We start from the raw sequence: 15,076 nt of genomic DNA, 5'->3' as shown, positions 1-15,076 counted from the left end.
CCGCTATGGTATAGGTATGGTTGTACAAGAGAGCCACATATGTACAAGTTTGACCCCGGCGTGATCCGGATCGGCGTCAGCGGCTGCCTGGTCGGGCAGCGGGTGCGTTTCGACGGCGGCCACAAGCGCTCCGATTTCTGCACCGAAGAGCTGGCCCGTTTCGTCGAGTTTCTGCCCCTCTGCCCGGAAATGGCCATCGGCCTGGGCGCGCCCAGGCCCAGCATCCGCCTGGTCAACCAGGCGGGAGAGGTGCGGGCCCTGACCGCCCGGGGGGAGGATCTGAGCGAGCGACTGCAGGCCTATGGCCGCGACATGGCCGCCCGGCTCTCGGGCTTGAGCGGCTACATCCTCTGCGCCAAGTCGCCCAGCTGCGGCATGGCGCGGGTGCGGGTCTACCACGACGGCGGCAAGGGCAACGCCAAGGAAGGCATCGGCCTCTATGCCGCCGAGCTGATGCGGGCCCTGCCCCTGCTGCCCCTGGAGGAGGACGGCCGGCTCCAGGATCCCGTGCTGCGGGAAAACTTCGTGACCCGCATCTACGCCTTTCACGACTGGCAGTGCCTGCTGCACCGGGGGCTGACGCCGTCGCGGTTGATCGCCTTTCACAGCCGCTACAAGTACCTGCTGATGGCCCACCACCGCGACAGCTACCAGGCCTTGGGGCTGTTGCTGTCGGATCTGTCCGGCGGGGTCGGGCAGAAGGCCGACGCCTACATCGCCGGCATGATGACGGCCCTGGCCCGGCGGGCCAGCCGGCGCGGGCACACCAACGTGCTGCAGCACCTGCAGGGCTATTTCAAGCGCCAGCTCAGCTCCCGCCAGCGCCAGGCGCTGGCCCGCACCATCCATCAGTACCGGGAGGGTGAGCTGCCCCTGCTGGCGCCCATCACCCTGCTGCGCCACTACCTGGAAGAACATCCCAACGACTACCTGCGCCAGCAGGTCTACCTCAACCCCCATCCGGAGGCATTGCGGCTGCGCTATGGCATCTGAACCCAAGTATCCGATCCGGGAGGTGTCCCGCCTCACCGGCATCAACCCCGTTACCCTGCGCGCCTGGCAACGCCGTTACGGCCTGCTCAAGCCGGCGCGCACCGACAAGGGCCACCGGCTCTATTCCGAGGACGACATCGCCCTGATCCGCCAGATCCTGCACTGGCTGGAGCAGGGCGTCAGCATCGGCCAGGTCAAGGGGCTGCTGGCCAGCCCGGCGCCGGTGGCGGAAGGCTCCAACTGGGAGCAGGCCCAGGCCCGGCTGCTGGCCGCCGCCCAGGAACTCAACCTGGGCCGGCTGGAGGCCGAGCTGGTCGAGCTGACCAGCCTCTATCCGGCGGAGCTGCTGCTGCGCCGGGTGATAGAGCCCTGGTTGCAGACCCTGGCCGGCCAGGCGCGCCCGGACGCCGGCCTTATCGAGCAGAGCGCCCGCGCCCTGCTGCTGCGGCTTTGCTACCAGTTGCTGACCATCAAGACCGGGCCGCGCATCGCCCTGGCCCGGGCCGGGCAGGTGGGGGAGCTGCACGCCGCCCTGGCCCAGTTCGAGCTGCAGGGGCTGGAATGCCGCAGCCTGGATCTGGGCGTGCTCGATGCCCAGGCCCTGCCCCTGGCCATGGAGCGGCTGAAGAGCCCGGTGCTGGTGGTGCTGCTGGGGGCCGGTCTGACCCAGGGCTGGTTCCGGGAGGCCCAGGCGCACCTGCCCGAGGCGTGTTTTTTCGTGGGCGAGCTGGGGGAGCTTTACCGGCAACAGGGCTGGCTGGCGCGGCCCTATGCCGCGAGCCTGAGTGACATTGTGAGGAAGCATGATGCGGCATTTGGTCTGGTTCAGAACTGATCTGCGGCTGGCCGACAACCCGGCCCTGTACGAGGCGACGGCGGACGGCGCCCGGGTGGAGGCGGTCTATGTGGACTGCCCGGAGCAGTGGCGCCGGCATGGCAACGCTCCCATCCAGCGGGACTTTCTGCGCCGCAACCTGCAGCATCTGGCCGAGGGGCTGGCGGCGCTCGGCATTCCCTTTACCCTGCTGCGCACCGACCGCTTCGACCAGGTACCGGCGCTGTTGGCCGAGTGGACCGCCGCCCGGGGCATCGATGCCCTCTACGCCAACCGGGAAATCGGCATCAACGAGCGCCGGCGCGACCAGGCGGTACAGCAGGCCCTGGCCATCCCCTGCCGGGTGTTCAACGGCGACTGCGTGGTCAGCCACGGCAGCCTGACCACCCGGGGCGGCGACATGTACCGGGTCTTTACCCCCTTCGCCAAGGCTTGGCTGGGGCGGTTGCGCGGCAGCGGCTACCGGCTGCTGCCGGCGCCGCCTCGCCAGGGGGACGCATTGCCCCCGGCCGCCATCCAGTTGGAGGGCGAACTCGTTGCCAGCGAGGCCTGGCTGGCGGGGGAGGCGGCCGCTTCCCGCCGGCTCACCGCCTTTTGCCGCGAGCAGTTGCGCCATTATGGCGAGCGGCGCGACTACCCGGCCCTGGCGGCCACCAGCAGCCTGTCGCCTTACCTGGCCTTGGGGGTGCTGTCCCCCAACCAGTGCCTGGCTGCCATCGAGGCGGAGCTGGGTTTCCTGCCCCTGAGCCGGGGCGAGTGGGGCTTCAGCTGGCTGAACGAGCTGATCTGGCGCGAGTTCTACCGGCATCTGCTGGTGGTCTTTCCCGCCCTGTCCATGCATCGGGCCTTCAAGCCGGAAACCGAGGCCCTGCGGTGGGACAACGACGAACAGCGGTTCGGGCTCTGGTGCCGGGGGCAAACCGGCTACCCCATAGTGGACGCCGCCATGCGCTGCCTGCACGACACCGGCTGGATGCACAACCGGCTGCGCATGATAGTGGCGAGCTTCCTTACCAAAGATCTGCACATCGACTGGCGCTGGGGCGAGGCCTGGTTCATGTCCCGGCTGATCGACGGCGAGCTGGCCGCCAACAACGGCGGCTGGCAGTGGGCGGCGGGCACCGGCGCCGATGCCGCCCCCTATTTCCGGGTGTTCAACCCCACCACCCAGGGCGAGCGTTTCGACCCGGACGGCGACTTTATCCGCCGCTGGGTGCCGGAGCTGGCCGGGGTGCCCGCCGCCGCCATCCACGCGCCCCATGACTGGCTGGCGCGGCACCACCCCGGCCATGGCTATCCGCCGCCGGTGGTGGATCACGGCCGGGCCCGGCTGCGGGCCATCGCCATGTTCGACGCCCTCAAAGACCGGGAGGCGCCATGAGCCCGGCCCTGTCCGCTTTCTGCGAGCTCTATCGGCGGCTCGGCCCGGACGGGCTGGCGGGCCTGCGCCAGGTCTACGCCGAGGAGGTGCATTTTTGCGATCCGGCCCACGATCTCCACGGCCTGGAGGCCCTGGTCGATTATTTCGCCGGACTCTTTACCCATGTCGGCCAATGCCGGTTCGACATCGAACAGGTGATGGAGCAGCAGGGCGAGGCCTTCGTGCGCTGGCAGATGGTCTTCAGTCACCCCCGGCTGAACGGCGGCCGGGCCGTGCAGGTGCCCGGGGTCAGCCACCTGCGCTTCGGCGAGCGGGTGCATTACCACAGGGACTATTTCGATCTCGGCGCCCTGCTCTACGAGCAGCTGCCGGTGCTGGGCGCGCTGATCCGCGCCCTCAAGCGGAGACTTGCCTCATGAAACGCGTACTTATCACCGGGGCCGGCTCCGGCATCGGCCTGCAACTGGCCCGGGACTATGCCGCCGACGGCTGGCGGGTGCTGGCCTGTGGCCGGGACAGGAGCCGGCTGGAGCAGGCCCTGGAAGGCGTCGAGGCCGAGCTGTGCCTGTTCGACATGGAAAACCGGGAGCAGGCGGCGCGGGTGCTGTCCGCCCTGGCCGAACTGGATCTGGTCATCCTCAACGCCGGCGGCTGCGAGTACATCGACGATGCCCTGCATTTCGATGCCGCCCTGTTCGAGCGGGTGATCCGCACCAACCTCATCGGCACCGCCAACTGCCTGGCGCCCTTGCTGGCACGGATCAAGCCGGGCGGCAGGCTGGCCCTGATGAGTTCCTCGGTCACCTGGCTGCCCCTGACCCGGGCCGAGGCCTACGGCGCCTCCAAGGCGGGGCTGGATTACCTGGCCCGCAGCCTGGCCCTGGATCTGGCTCGCCACCAGATAGGGGTGAGCCTGATCCGCCCCGGCTTCGTCGACACCCCCCTGACCCGCAAGAATGACTTTCCCATGCCCGGACGCATCGAGGTGGGGCAGGCGAGCCGCGCCATCCGTCGCGGCCTGGCCCGGGGACGGGCCGAGATCGGTTTTCCCTTTTTCTTTGTGCAGGCCCTGCGCCTGCTGTCCTGGTTGCCGCGCGGACTCTGGCTGCGGCTGGCACGCCGAACCCCGAGGAGCACGACATGAGCAAGATGGCCATCATCGGCAGCGGCATTTCCGGCCTGACCTGCGCCTGGCTGTTGGGCCGGCGCCATGAGATCACCCTGTTCGAGGCCAACGACTATCTGGGCGGCCACACCGCCACCGTGGACGTGGAGCTGGGCGGTCGCCGGCATGCGGTGGATACCGGCTTTATCGTGTTCAACGACAGAACCTACCCCCGCTTCCGGCAACTGCTGGCGCAGACCGGGGTGCGGGCCAGGCCCACCGAGATGAGTTTCAGCGTGCACCAGGCCAGCACCGGGCTGGAGTACAACGGCCATAGCCTGAACACCCTGTTCGCCCAGCGCCGCAACCTGTTCAGCCCGCGCTTCCATGGCTTCCTGGCCGAGATAGTGCGCTTCAACCTGCTGTGCAAGCGGGCGCTGAAGGCCGGCACCCTGGACGACGAGCACAGCCTGGGCGATTTCCTGCAACGGCATGGCTTCTCCGACTTCTTCGCCGGCCACTATATCCTGCCCATGGTGGCGGCCATCTGGTCGTCTTCCCTGGCCGACAGCCGGGATTTCCCCCTGGTCTTTTTCCTGCGTTTTTTCAACCACCACGGCCTGCTCAATCTGGTGGACCGGCCCCAGTGGTATGTGATCGAGGGCGGCTCGCGCAGTTACATTCCGGCACTGACCGCCTCGCTCGGTGACATCCGCCTCAGCAGCCCGGTGCTGGGCATCCGGCGGCAGGCGGACGGGGTGCGCATCCACAGCCGGGCCGGGGAGGAAACATTCGACCAGGTGATCCTCGCCTGCCATGCGGATCAGGCCCTGGGGCTGCTGAGCGACGCCAGCGAGGCCGAACGGCAGGTGCTGGGCGGCCTGCCCTACCGGGACAACGAGGTGGTGCTGCACACCGACAGCCGGCTGCTGCCCCGGGAGCCGCGGGCCTGGGCCAGCTGGAACTACTGGCTGGACGGCGGCGAGGAGGCGCTGCCCTCGGTGACCTACAACATGAACATACTGCAGGGGCTGCAGGCGGCCGAAACCCTGTGCGTCACCCTTAACCGCAGCCGGGACATCGATCCCGCCCGTATCCTGCGCCGCTTTACCTACGCTCACCCGGTCTACCACCGGGAGGCCATCCGCGCCCAGGGACGACGCGGCGAGATCTGCGGCCGCGACCGCACCCATTTTTGCGGCGCCTACTGGTACAACGGCTTCCATGAAGACGGGGTGCGCAGCGCGCTGGACGTCTGCGCCCGCTTCGGGGAGGCGTTATGAGCCTGCACAGCGCCATCTACCAGGGCCTGGTGCGCCACCGTCGCTACCGCCCCAGCGAGCACGGTTTCAGTTACGGCCTGTACATGCTGGCGCTGGATCTGGACGAGCTGGAACGGCTCGACCGGGAGAGCCGGCTGTTCGGCTGCGAGCGCTTCGCCCCCCTGAGCTTTCGCCGCCGGGACTACCTGGGCGATCCGGCCGTGCCGCTGAAAGAGGCGGTGCTGATGGAAGTGGCCGGCCTGGGCGGCGATACCCTCGGGCTCGATCGGGTGGTGATGCTTGGCCAGGTACGCTGCTTCGGGCTGTATTTCAGCCCGGTCAACTTCTTCTTCTGTTATCGGGGCGGGCAGGCCCGCTACCTGCTGGCGGAGGTGCGCAACACCCCCTGGCGGGAACGCCATTGCTACCTGGTGGATCTGGCCCGGCCCGCGCCTTCCGACAAGGTGTTTCACGTCTCGCCCTTTATGGGCCTGGCGATGCAGTACCACTGGTGCATCCAGCCGCCCGGCCGGCGGGTATTGATCCATATCGAGAACCGGGACCCGGCCCTGTTGTTCGATGCCACCCTGGCCCTGCGCCGGCACCCTTTCGATGGCGCGGCCCTGAAGGCGGCACTGCGGCAATGGCCGATGGTGACGCTGACCATAGTGCGCGGCATTTACTGGCAGGCGCTGCGTCTGCTGGTGAAGCGCGTTCCCTATCATCCCCATCCCTGAAGGAAGCCTTATGGAAACGACCCTGAGCATATCGGAACCCCGTCGGCTGGAACGCTGGGCCCGCCGGCTGGCGTTTTCCCTGCTGTCCGGCCTGGAAGGGGGCGGACTGACCGTGCTGGATGGTGAGGACAGCTTCGAGTTTGGTGATCGCCATGCGGCGTTGCAGGCCTGCATCCGGGTATTCGATCCCCGTTTTTACCGCCGGCTGATGACGGGCGGCAGCATAGGGGCGGCGGAATCCTGGGTGGAGGGTGGCTGGCACAGCCCGGATCCGACCGCCTTGGTGCGCCTGTTCGCCCGCAACCTCCAGGTGCTCGACCGGCTGGAGCGGCGCCTGGGCTGGCTTACCGCGCCCTGGCAGCGGCTGCGGCACAGCCGCAACCGCAATTCCAGGAGCGGCAGCCGGGCCAATATCGCCGCCCACTACGATCTGGGCAACGACATGTACCAGCTGTTCCTGGATCCCCTGATGCAGTATTCCTCGGCGGTGTTTCCCGCGCCCGGCGCCAGCCTGGAGCAGGCCCAGGAGCACAAGCTCAGGCTGATCTGCGAGCGGCTGGAACTGAAGGAATCCGATCACCTGCTGGAGATCGGCACCGGCTGGGGCGGGCTGGCCTGCTTCGCCGCCAGGCACTACGGCTGCCGGGTGACCACCACCACCCTGTCCCGGGCCCAGCTCGAACATGCCCGGATGCGGGTGGCGCGGGAGGGCCTGGCTGACCGGGTGACCCTGCTGCTCGAGGACTACCGGGATCTGCAAGGCCGCTACGACAAGCTGGTGTCGGTGGAGATGATAGAGGCGGTGGGGCACCAGTACCTGCCGGGCTATTTCCGTACCCTGGACCGGCTGCTCAAGCCCGATGGCCGCCTGCTGATCCAGGCCATCACCATCACCGACCAGCGCTACGATCAGTACCGCAAGAGCGTGGACTTTATCCAGCGCTACATCTTTCCCGGCGGTTGCCTGCCTTCGGTGAGCGAGATGTGCCGGCACCTGAAGGAGCAGACCGGGATGACCCTGATCCGGCTGCACGACTACGGCCTGCACTATGCCGAGACCCTGAATATCTGGGCCGAGCGCTTCCGCCAGGCGGAGACGCGGCTCAAGGCGCTGGGCTATGGCCAGGACTTCCAGCGGCTCTGGGCCTTCTATTTCGCCTATTGCGAGGGCGGATTTCGCGAGGGCAGCATCGGCCTGGTGCATTTCGAGGCGGCCAAAGCGGGAGCGCGGACATGTCCAGATGGCAGTGGATCCAGCTGCTAGCCTTCGAGGGCTTCTGGCTGTTGGCGGTGGCCGGACAGAACCGCTGGCTGGCGCCGGTCGTCCTGTTGTTGCTGGTGCATTTCGTGTTCACGCCCAGCCGCCGGGCCGACAGCCGGGTGCTCTCGCTGGCGCTGTTGGGGCTGGCCGTCGATGGCGGCCTGGCCTGGGCCGGGGTGTTCGCCTTCGACCATCCGCCCTGGTGGCTGGCGTTGTTGTGGGCCGGCTTCGTGCTGACCCTGGGCCACAGCCTGGTCTGGCTGCGTGGCTTTGCCCCCTGGCTGCTGGCGCTGACGGGCGCCCTGGCCGGGGCCTCTTCCTATCTCGCCGGCTGGCGGCTGGGGGCGGTGCAACTGCCGCTCGGTTTCTGGGTCAGCGCCCTGGTGCTGGCGCTGGTGTGGGCGGCCCTGCTGCCGCTGCTGGTGCGCCTGGACCGGCGTTTAAGGAGTGACTGAAGATGAAAAAGTGGTTGTCGATACTGATGTTGCTGGCGGCCCCCGTCTGGGCCAGCCCGGTGGCGGATCTGACCCTGGTGGGGGAAGGCAAGATGCGCTGGTTGTTCTGGGATCTCTACCAGGCCCGCTTTTACAGCGACGATGGCCGTTACCGGCCCGGCGATTTTCCCCAGGCCCTGGCCCTGCGCTACCAGCGGGACATCAGGCAGGAAGACTTGTTGAACGCCACCGTCGAGGAGTGGCGCCGGCTGGGAGTGGACTGGAAGCCGGAATGGCCGCAACAGCTGGGCCGGCTCTGGCCCTCGGTGCGCAGGCAGGACGAACTGGTATTGCGGGTGGAGGCGGACGGGGTCAGCCGCTTCTATTTCAACTGGCGGCTGCTGGGCGAGATAGCGGATCCGGACTTCGCCCCCGCCTTTCTGGCCATCTGGCTGTCGCCGGACAGCCGGGATCCGGCCCTGACCCGGAAACTCAAGGGGAGCTGAGATGAAGCCACTGATACTGGCGGTGAGCCTGCTGCTGATGTCGTGCAGCACTGATATCAACGACTACGAGGCCAGTAGCCCGGCCCTGGCGCTGGACCGCTTCTTCGAGGGCGAGCTGGTCGCCTATGGCATGGTGCAGGACAGGACGGGCAGGGTGTTGCGCCGCTTCAAGGTGGACATGGTCGGCCGTTGGGAGGGCAACCGGGGGGTGCTGGAGGAGGACTTCTTCTACGATGACGGTGAAACCCAGCGCCGGGTCTGGTACCTGGAAAAAGGGCCGGACGGCCGCTACAGCGGCACCGCCGCCGACGTGATCAGGCCCGCCGCCGGCCAGACCCGGGGCTATGCCCTCAACTGGCGTTATACCCTGGCGGTGCCGGTGGACGGCAGGGTCTGGCACCTGGACTTCAACGACTGGATGTACCTGCTCGATGAAGACCGGCTGATCAACAGGGCCGAGATGAGCAAGTGGGGCTTCAGGGTCGGCGAGGTCACCCTCTGGATAGAGCGCCGGGCTAGTTAGAACTCGGGCGCCGAGATCTCGTCGAGGGACAGGGAAAAGCTGGGCACGAAGACCTCGAGAAAATAGCGGATCTCCTGGTTCATGCGCTGCTCCAGCATGGCGTTAAGCCGCTTCCTGGCCGGGGCGAATTCCCGGTTGCCGGCGGTCAGCTCCTCCTCGCACTTGAGCAGGGCGCAGAGGATGTCCGCCGCCTTGACCAACTGGCCGTAGTCGTCATCCGGCGGGCTGCTGAGCAGGGGGGCATAGGCGCCCTGCAGCTCGGCGGGCAGCATCTTCAGCAGGGTGGCCTCGGCGTTTTTTTCGATGTCCTTGTAGGCCCGGGCGATGTCCTCGTTGAAATACTTCACCGGGGTGGGCAGGTCGCCGGTCAGCACCTCGCTGGCGTCGTGGAAGAGGGCGCGCATGGCGGCTTGGGCCGGATCCAGGGTGCCGCCGAACAGGGTGTTGCGGATCACCGCCAGGGCGTGGGCCACCATGGCCACCTGCAGGCTGTGTTCGGCCACGTTTTCCGGCTCGACGTTACGCATCAGCGGCCAGCGCTGGATCAGTTTCATGCGCGCCATATGGGCGAAGAAGTGGCTGCGGTTCATGGGCTTGCCTGTGTCGTTGCGGGGCGATGTCGTTATAATGGCACTAACCGACCCCAATGGAGAAGAGAATGGACAAGCAAACCCAAACCGAGCTGGAAGCCGCCGCCTTCCGTGCCCTGCTGGCGCACCTGGACAAGCGCAAGGACGTGCAGAACATCGAGCTGATGAACTTGGCCGGTTTTTGTCGCAACTGCCTGAGCAAGTGGTACCTGGCCGCCGCCGAGGAGCGCGGTCTGGAGATGGACTACGACCAGGCCCGGGAACGGGTGTACGGTATGCCCTACGAGGAGTGGAAGGCGAAATACCAGCAGGAGGCCACGCCCGAGCAGAAGGCGGCCTTTGAGAAGAGCCACAAATAACAGCCGTAAGCGGTCAGCTTTAAGCCTGTAAGCAGCCCGGTTTTGTCTGCAGGTATGGCGTTGTACCTGCAGATTTAATACTTCGTTATTCCGCTACAGAATCAAGTTCAGCATGACGGACTCGGAACCCATTCTGCAAACAACGCCTCATTAATCAGCGCGGCTGAGAACCTTCAGCCGCCACCACTTACAGCTTCAAGCTTCCAGCTCCCCCAAGGGCCCGTTACTTGAACACCACCGTCTTGTTGCCGTAGACGAAGACCTTTTCTTCCAGCACCAGGTTGAGCGCCCGGCTCAGCACCGACTTTTCCACGTCCCGGCCGGCCTTGGCCATGTCCTGGGCGGAGAAGGTGTGGTTCACGTGGGTGACGTCCTGCTCGATGATGGGGCCCTCGTCCAGGTCGTCGGTGACGAAGTGGGCGGTGGCGCCGATCATCTTCACGCCGCGCTCATAGGCCTGGCGGTAGGGGCTGGCGCCGACGAAGGCGGGCAGGAAGGAGTGGTGGATATTGATGAGGCGCTGGCGGTAGCGGGCCACGAACTCGGGGCTCAGGATGCGCATGTATTTGGCCAGCACCACATAGTCCGGCTGGTAGCGGTCGATGATGTCCGCCAGCCGCTGCTCGTGCTCGGCCCGGTTCAGCCCGTCATGGGAGACGGTGTGATAGGGAATATCGAATTTTTCGGTCAGGCTGGCCAGGGTGTCGTAGTTGCCCACCACGGCGGCGATATCGATGTTCATGGCACCGGCGTAGTTCTTCATCAGGATATCACCCAGGCAGTGGGCTTCCTTGGTCACCAGTATCACCACCCGTTTGTTGCCGGCCGGCACCAGCCGGCGCTGGCTGCCCTGGGGCAGGGCGTCGTCCAGGTCGGCGTGAAGGGTGTGATCGTTGAAGATCCCTTCCAGCTCGGTGCGCATAAAGAAATGGCCGTTGTCGTAGTCTACGAATTCATCGTTGCGGATGATATTGAGCTGGTGCTTATAACAGATATTGGTGATCTTGGAGATCAGCCCCTTGGCATCGGGACAATGGGTCAGCAGTATTTTTCGTTCCATTATGATGTTTCTATTCAGGTTAAAAAGTCGGTCGGATCAGCGCCGGGCACAGCACTGCTTGTATTTTTTGTCGCCACCGCAGGGGCAGGGCTGATTGGCCCCTATCTTGGGCGGATTGAACTGACCCGAGTGATAGACCCAGTGCTCCTGATGGCGCAGGAAACGGGAGCGCTCGTGCAGCAGCACCACCCGCCCGTTTTCCCGGTAGCGTACCTTGAACTCCACCTCGCCTTCCTCGTCGTCCGGGGTGCCGCGGGCAAAGACGATGGTGAGCCCCAGCCAGTCGGTGTCCAGCCCGGTAGTGGCCAGTTCATCGGCGGTCAGGCAGCCCAGGGTATCCGGGTGCCAGCTCCGTACCAGATAGTCGCCCAGGCCCAGCCGGTAGGCGCTGTAGCGGGAGCGCATCAGGGTCAGCGGGGTCGATGCCGGAGCGCCTTGCAGCAAGGGCTCGCAGCAGAGGCTGAAAGGCTGTGGGTTATCGCAGTAGCAAGGCATGGCAGTGGACCCGCAAGTCAAAGAGTTTCAGTATGCCACGGTCGTTGGAATGCGAAAAAGAAAAAACGGCTCCGCAGAGCCGTCTTGGACACCGTTAAAGAACGATGTTATTCGATGATTTCTACCTGGATGGTGGCCTGGGCCTTGGCATCCACACGGCGGTCGCGCTGACGCTCGTCTTCGGTCACGCCTTCGGCCAGCTCGCTGCCGTACCAGGCAGTCTGGATGTTCTGGGCGGCGACACCACGCTGAACCAGGTAGTCCTTGGCGGCCATGGCACGACGCTCGGACAGGCGGCGGTTGTACTCGGCGGTACCCAGACGGTCGGCGTAACCGGCCAGTTCAACCTGGTAGTCGGGGTTTTGCTGGGCAAAACGGGCCACTTCGTCCAGGGTAGCACGGGATTCGGCGGACAGATCCGACTTGTCGAAGGCGAAGTAGATGGAGCCGTCGGCGGTCACGGTACGGGTTTCGTAGGTGACTTCAGGCTGGGGCTGGGGAGCCACGGGGGCGACCGGGGCCGGGGCGGGAGTGCCACGGTTCGGGTGCAGTACCAGTTCCAGCATCACGTTGTTGACGTCGGTTTCGAAACCGTTTTTAACGCTGTCGCCCATGTCTTCGATACGGCGGTAACGGGCTTGCACGTCGACCAGATCGGAGACGCGATAGCTCAGACCCAGGCCGGCCAGCGGAGAAATGCCTTCGTCACCGGCTCCGGCATTGGTATCCCAACCCAGGGCACCGAGTTCACCGAATACGGACAAATTTTGGCTCAGCGGCAGACGACCGATAGCGGACAGGTTCAACGCCTTGGTGTCGGCATCACCGCCGAAGTAGTTGACACCCAGCTCGGCGCCAAAGTACTGGTTGAAGTTGTAACCACCGAACATGGTGACGGCTTCGGCATCTTTGTCTGCATCTGTTGCAAGACGATCGATGTCTTCGTAGTGGGCGTAGCCGGCACCGGCACCCAGGTACCAGTCATTGGCTTGTACGCCAGCGGAAATTCCGGCCGTTGCCAGGGCGATTGCGATCAGAGAAGGAGCCACTGTCTTTTTCATTTTGTCTTCCTCATTTTATGAGAACTCGGCGGTGCCGAAATAAAAGTACCACCGGCACTTAGGCTGGTGCAGTGCGAGAAATCCTTTAATGTTTTTGTTTTTCTGGGATTGTCCATGCGGACTCCAATATCCCAACAGCGTACCCGCACGGCGCCAGATTAACGGTTTTCCGTTGGGCTAACAAGGGCGCGAGGGAAATGATGGGCTAAATTTGTCGCAGCTTCCACTGGCTGCTAACGGCTGGGGGAGGGGTTTATTTGAATCTGCGCTGGGCCTTTTTTAAGTTTTTTTGGTCAAAAATGGGGCAGTTCATAACGAGTCTCTCCACTGATGTTAAACTAATATAAAAGTTACCACAGTTGTTATCGGAATCTTTCGATAGGAGTAGCAAGGCTATGAACCCTGACACCAGTCTGGTCGGAAAAAAAATCCGGCAAATCCGCGAAGCGATGGGGCTCAGCCGTCCCAAGTTTGCTGAGCTGCTCCAGGTGCCACCCACTACCCTGAAAAATTACGAACTGGGCTATCGGGAAGTGGGCGGTGCCTTTCTGGTGGCCCTGGCTCAGCACCCGGAGCTGCACAAGTTCACCCTGTGGCTGCTCTCGGACAAGACGCTGGAGAGTGCAGGTCAGGTCAGCCCCGAACAGGACGTTTGAATAACCAGGTATACAAGCAGGCTGCCTTATCAACCTGCTTTATGCTAAAAGAACAGGCATAGATCATTGTCTGTTGATGAGGTTATTACTGTGCGTTCAATCTTTATACTCACCTTCTGCGGACTCTTGCTCGGTTGTGCCCAGTCGCCCACCGGGCGCAGCCAGGTACTGCTGTTTTCCGAAGCTGAAATGCAACAACTCGGAGAAGCTTCCTTTAACCAGATCAAGGAGCAGGAAAAAATTAGCAGCAGCAGGGCGGATACCGCCTATGTCCAGTGCATCAGTGACCGGCTGGTGGCCGAGATCCCTGCCGGTTTCGGGCAGCGCCAATGGGAAGTGGTGGTGTTCGACTCACCCCAGATCAATGCCTTTGCCTTGCCCGGCGGCAAGATCGGAGTCTACAACGGCCTGCTCAAGGTAGCCAAGAATCAGGACCAGGTCGCGGCCGTGGTCGGCCACGAAATTGCCCATGTCCTGGCCAGGCACAGCAACGAACGAGTATCTCGCACTCAGCTCAGCAACCTCGGGCTGAGTGCCGCCGACATGGCCCTGGGCCAGTCCGGCCTGCGCCAGCCAGCCATGGCGGCCCTGGGGTTGGGGGTACAGGTGGGCTACCTGCTGCCCTATGGCCGGGAGCAGGAAAGCGAAGCCGATCGATTGGGCCTGGAACTGATGGCCCGGGCCGGCTTTAATCCGGAAGAGTCCATATCGCTCTGGCGCAATATGTCGGCCGCATCCAGCGGCCAGCAACCGCCGGAGTTGCTCTCTACCCACCCTTCCCACGGCACCCGGACGCAGGAGTTGAACGCGGCCATGCCCAATGCCCTGGCCCTGTACCAGCAGGCCAGAGCCCAGGGCAAGTCCCCTGCCTGTCGTCGCTAGGGTCCAGTATGTACTACGGCTTTGATATCGGCGGAAGCAAAATCGCTTTCGCCGTTTTCGACGAGGCGCTGAATGAGCGGGAACGTTCCCTCCATGCCACCCCTCGGCAGGATTATCCGGCGTTTCTTCAGTGGCTGAGCTCCTTGGTGCTGGCGGCGGATCGCCGCTGGCAGGGCGTGGGCAGCGTCGGTGTCGGGTTTCCCGGCATTCTCGACGGGGCAGGGCGCCTGCTGGCACCCAATGTGCCGCTGATCCACGGGTGCGAGCTGGTCGGGGATCTGCAGCATATGCTCGGGCGCTCGGTTCATGCGGACAACGACGCCAACTGCTTTCTGCTGTCCGAGTATCACCAGGGGGCGGTGGCCGGCGCCGTGCTGGCCCTGGGGCTGACCCTGGGCACCGGGGTGGGGGGAGGCCTTATCCATCAGGGGCGACTGGTCAACAGTCGTCGCGGCGGCAGCGCCGAGTTCGGCCACGGCGGCATTCCGGCCGGTCTGCTCAAAGGCTACCCCGAGTTGCCCTTGTTCGCCTGCGGTTGCGGCTTGCAGGGCTGTCTTGAAACCTATGTTTCCGGTACCGGCCTGAGCCGGCTCTATGCCCACTGCAGTGGGCGGGCGCTGCCCGGCAAAGCGGTCATTGAAGCCTGGCGGCAGGGGGAGACGGCGGCCCGGCGTTGTGTTGCCCTTTACCTGGATATTCTCGCCGCCGGCCTGGGTGCCCTGCTGACCCAGCTCGATCCGGACGTCGTGGTACTCGGCGGTGGCCTGAGTGAATACGCCTGGCTTTACCAGGAGCTGGACAGCCGTTTACCGGCCTGGTTGATGAGCGGTGTCAGGCCGGCTCCGGTGGTGGCACCATTGTTCGGCGGCAGCGGCGGGGTGCGCGGTGCTGCATTATTGGCCAGGCACGCGTCCTTGCCATTTAGCTGACCGGCTT

General features: G+C 64.8%; 19 protein-coding genes. 15 read left to right on the top strand and 4 right to left on the bottom strand.

Features of this window, described 5'->3' with window-relative positions; translation table 11 throughout:
* Nucleotides 1-39: 39 nt before the first annotated feature.
* From JKV55_RS13015 to JKV55_RS12965, 11 genes are read left to right on the top strand one after another with little or no spacing between them, the layout of a single operon-like run.
* Nucleotides 40-993: a YbgA family protein gene (locus JKV55_RS13015; RefSeq protein ID WP_202086124.1), complete on the top strand. Its 954-nt coding sequence runs from the start codon at nt 40-42 to the stop codon at nt 991-993.
* Nucleotides 983-1,828: a MerR family transcriptional regulator gene (locus tag JKV55_RS13010; protein ID WP_202086123.1), complete on the top strand. Its 846-nt coding sequence runs from the start codon at nt 983-985 to the stop codon at nt 1,826-1,828. The genes JKV55_RS13015 and JKV55_RS13010 overlap by 11 nt, the downstream gene beginning before the upstream one ends.
* On the top strand, nt 1,800-3,209 hold the full coding sequence (phrB, locus tag JKV55_RS13005) for a deoxyribodipyrimidine photo-lyase (RefSeq protein WP_202086907.1): 1,410 nt from the start codon (nt 1,800-1,802) through the stop codon (nt 3,207-3,209). The genes JKV55_RS13010 and phrB overlap by 29 nt, the downstream gene beginning before the upstream one ends.
* A complete protein-coding gene (locus tag JKV55_RS13000) occupies nt 3,206-3,628 on the top strand; it encodes a nuclear transport factor 2 family protein (protein ID WP_202086120.1) in 423 nt (140 codons plus the stop codon). Before phrB ends, JKV55_RS13000 begins: the two co-directional genes overlap by 4 nt.
* Entirely contained in the window at nt 3,625-4,353 is a 729-nt protein-coding gene (locus JKV55_RS12995; RefSeq protein WP_202086118.1) for an SDR family NAD(P)-dependent oxidoreductase, read from the top strand. The genes JKV55_RS13000 and JKV55_RS12995 overlap by 4 nt, the downstream gene beginning before the upstream one ends.
* Complete coding sequence (locus tag JKV55_RS12990; protein ID WP_202086113.1) at nt 4,350-5,597, top strand: NAD(P)/FAD-dependent oxidoreductase; 1,248 nt, start codon at nt 4,350-4,352, stop codon at nt 5,595-5,597. Before JKV55_RS12995 ends, JKV55_RS12990 begins: the two co-directional genes overlap by 4 nt.
* Nucleotides 5,594-6,313, top strand: a complete 720-nt coding sequence (locus JKV55_RS12985; RefSeq protein ID WP_202086102.1) for a DUF1365 domain-containing protein — start codon at nt 5,594-5,596, stop codon at nt 6,311-6,313. The genes JKV55_RS12990 and JKV55_RS12985 overlap by 4 nt, the downstream gene beginning before the upstream one ends.
* Nucleotides 6,314-6,323: 10 nt before the next feature.
* Nucleotides 6,324-7,577: an SAM-dependent methyltransferase gene (locus tag JKV55_RS12980; protein ID WP_202086100.1), complete on the top strand. Its 1,254-nt coding sequence runs from the start codon at nt 6,324-6,326 to the stop codon at nt 7,575-7,577.
* On the top strand, nt 7,547-8,029 hold the full coding sequence (locus JKV55_RS12975; protein WP_202086098.1) for a DUF2878 domain-containing protein: 483 nt from the start codon (nt 7,547-7,549) through the stop codon (nt 8,027-8,029). The genes JKV55_RS12980 and JKV55_RS12975 overlap by 31 nt, the downstream gene beginning before the upstream one ends.
* 2 nt (nt 8,030-8,031) lie before the next feature.
* On the top strand, nt 8,032-8,514 hold the full coding sequence (locus JKV55_RS12970) for a chalcone isomerase family protein (RefSeq protein WP_094038029.1): 483 nt from the start codon (nt 8,032-8,034) through the stop codon (nt 8,512-8,514).
* Nucleotide 8,515: 1 nt separating this feature from the next.
* Nucleotides 8,516-9,037, top strand: coding sequence for a DUF3833 domain-containing protein (locus JKV55_RS12965; protein WP_202086096.1), 522 nt, complete (start codon nt 8,516-8,518; stop codon nt 9,035-9,037).
* Here JKV55_RS12965 and yfbR read toward each other — a convergent pair.
* Nucleotides 9,034-9,627, bottom strand: a complete 594-nt coding sequence (gene yfbR, locus JKV55_RS12960) for a 5'-deoxynucleotidase (RefSeq protein WP_202086094.1) — start codon at nt 9,625-9,627, stop codon at nt 9,034-9,036. The genes JKV55_RS12965 and yfbR overlap by 4 nt on opposite strands.
* A gap of 68 nt (nt 9,628-9,695) precedes the next feature.
* Here yfbR and JKV55_RS12955 point away from each other — a divergent pair, with 68 nt between their 5' ends.
* Complete coding sequence (locus JKV55_RS12955; RefSeq protein WP_202086092.1) at nt 9,696-9,986, top strand: DUF1244 domain-containing protein; 291 nt, start codon at nt 9,696-9,698, stop codon at nt 9,984-9,986.
* A gap of 223 nt (nt 9,987-10,209) precedes the next feature.
* On the opposite strand, the gene purU is transcribed toward JKV55_RS12955, so the two are convergent.
* The 3 genes from purU to JKV55_RS12940 all read right to left on the bottom strand — a co-directional run bounded on the left by purU (nt 10,210) and on the right by JKV55_RS12940 (nt 12,602).
* Entirely contained in the window at nt 10,210-11,046 is an 837-nt protein-coding gene (purU, locus tag JKV55_RS12950; protein ID WP_202086090.1) for a formyltetrahydrofolate deformylase, read from the bottom strand.
* A 36-nt stretch (nt 11,047-11,082) separates the two neighbouring features.
* Entirely contained in the window at nt 11,083-11,541 is a 459-nt protein-coding gene (locus tag JKV55_RS12945) for a YchJ family protein (RefSeq protein WP_237332842.1), read from the bottom strand.
* 107 nt (nt 11,542-11,648) lie between these two features.
* Entirely contained in the window at nt 11,649-12,602 is a 954-nt protein-coding gene (locus JKV55_RS12940) for an OmpA family protein (protein ID WP_202086084.1), read from the bottom strand.
* A gap of 395 nt (nt 12,603-12,997) precedes the next feature.
* On the opposite strand from JKV55_RS12940, the gene JKV55_RS12935 reads away from it, so the two are divergent.
* The 3 genes from JKV55_RS12935 to JKV55_RS12925 all read left to right on the top strand — a co-directional run bounded on the left by JKV55_RS12935 (nt 12,998) and on the right by JKV55_RS12925 (nt 15,069).
* Nucleotides 12,998-13,258: a helix-turn-helix domain-containing protein gene (locus tag JKV55_RS12935; protein ID WP_202086082.1), complete on the top strand. Its 261-nt coding sequence runs from the start codon at nt 12,998-13,000 to the stop codon at nt 13,256-13,258.
* A gap of 90 nt (nt 13,259-13,348) precedes the next feature.
* Nucleotides 13,349-14,140 carry a M48 family metallopeptidase gene (locus tag JKV55_RS12930; protein ID WP_369409649.1) on the top strand — a complete coding sequence of 264 codons (792 nt, stop codon included), beginning with the start codon at nt 13,349-13,351 and terminating at the stop codon, nt 14,138-14,140.
* Between the two features lie 8 nt (nt 14,141-14,148).
* Nucleotides 14,149-15,069, top strand: coding sequence for an ROK family protein (locus JKV55_RS12925; RefSeq protein WP_202086080.1), 921 nt, complete (start codon nt 14,149-14,151; stop codon nt 15,067-15,069).
* Nucleotides 15,070-15,076: the final 7 nt, after the last annotated feature.

The organism is Zobellella iuensis (assembly GCF_016746085.1).
Classification (GTDB): Bacteria; Pseudomonadota; Gammaproteobacteria; order Enterobacterales; family Aeromonadaceae; genus Oceanimonas; species Oceanimonas iuensis.
Note: the sequence above shows the minus strand (reverse complement) of the source record. Positions and strands in the feature narration are given on the sequence as shown.

Coding starts and splice junctions, on each gene's coding strand:
- JKV55_RS13015 (WP_202086124.1), top strand. CDS start 40: ATGTACAAGTTTGACCCCGGCGTGATCCGGATCGGCGTCAGCGGCTGC.
- JKV55_RS13010 (WP_202086123.1), top strand. CDS start 983: ATGGCATCTGAACCCAAGTATCCGATCCGGGAGGTGTCCCGCCTCACC.
- phrB (WP_202086907.1), top strand. CDS start 1,800: ATGCGGCATTTGGTCTGGTTCAGAACTGATCTGCGGCTGGCCGACAAC.
- JKV55_RS13000 (WP_202086120.1), top strand. CDS start 3,206: ATGAGCCCGGCCCTGTCCGCTTTCTGCGAGCTCTATCGGCGGCTCGGC.
- JKV55_RS12995 (WP_202086118.1), top strand. CDS start 3,625: ATGAAACGCGTACTTATCACCGGGGCCGGCTCCGGCATCGGCCTGCAA.
- JKV55_RS12990 (WP_202086113.1), top strand. CDS start 4,350: ATGAGCAAGATGGCCATCATCGGCAGCGGCATTTCCGGCCTGACCTGC.
- JKV55_RS12985 (WP_202086102.1), top strand. CDS start 5,594: ATGAGCCTGCACAGCGCCATCTACCAGGGCCTGGTGCGCCACCGTCGC.
- JKV55_RS12980 (WP_202086100.1), top strand. CDS start 6,324: ATGGAAACGACCCTGAGCATATCGGAACCCCGTCGGCTGGAACGCTGG.
- JKV55_RS12975 (WP_202086098.1), top strand. CDS start 7,547: ATGTCCAGATGGCAGTGGATCCAGCTGCTAGCCTTCGAGGGCTTCTGG.
- JKV55_RS12970 (WP_094038029.1), top strand. CDS start 8,032: ATGAAAAAGTGGTTGTCGATACTGATGTTGCTGGCGGCCCCCGTCTGG.
- JKV55_RS12965 (WP_202086096.1), top strand. CDS start 8,516: ATGAAGCCACTGATACTGGCGGTGAGCCTGCTGCTGATGTCGTGCAGC.
- yfbR (WP_202086094.1), bottom strand. CDS start 9,627: ATGAACCGCAGCCACTTCTTCGCCCATATGGCGCGCATGAAACTGATC.
- JKV55_RS12955 (WP_202086092.1), top strand. CDS start 9,696: ATGGACAAGCAAACCCAAACCGAGCTGGAAGCCGCCGCCTTCCGTGCC.
- purU (WP_202086090.1), bottom strand. CDS start 11,046: ATGGAACGAAAAATACTGCTGACCCATTGTCCCGATGCCAAGGGGCTG.
- JKV55_RS12945 (WP_237332842.1), bottom strand. CDS start 11,541: ATGCCTTGCTACTGCGATAACCCACAGCCTTTCAGCCTCTGCTGCGAG.
- JKV55_RS12940 (WP_202086084.1), bottom strand. CDS start 12,602: ATGAAAAAGACAGTGGCTCCTTCTCTGATCGCAATCGCCCTGGCAACG.
- JKV55_RS12935 (WP_202086082.1), top strand. CDS start 12,998: ATGAACCCTGACACCAGTCTGGTCGGAAAAAAAATCCGGCAAATCCGC.
- JKV55_RS12925 (WP_202086080.1), top strand. CDS start 14,149: ATGTACTACGGCTTTGATATCGGCGGAAGCAAAATCGCTTTCGCCGTT.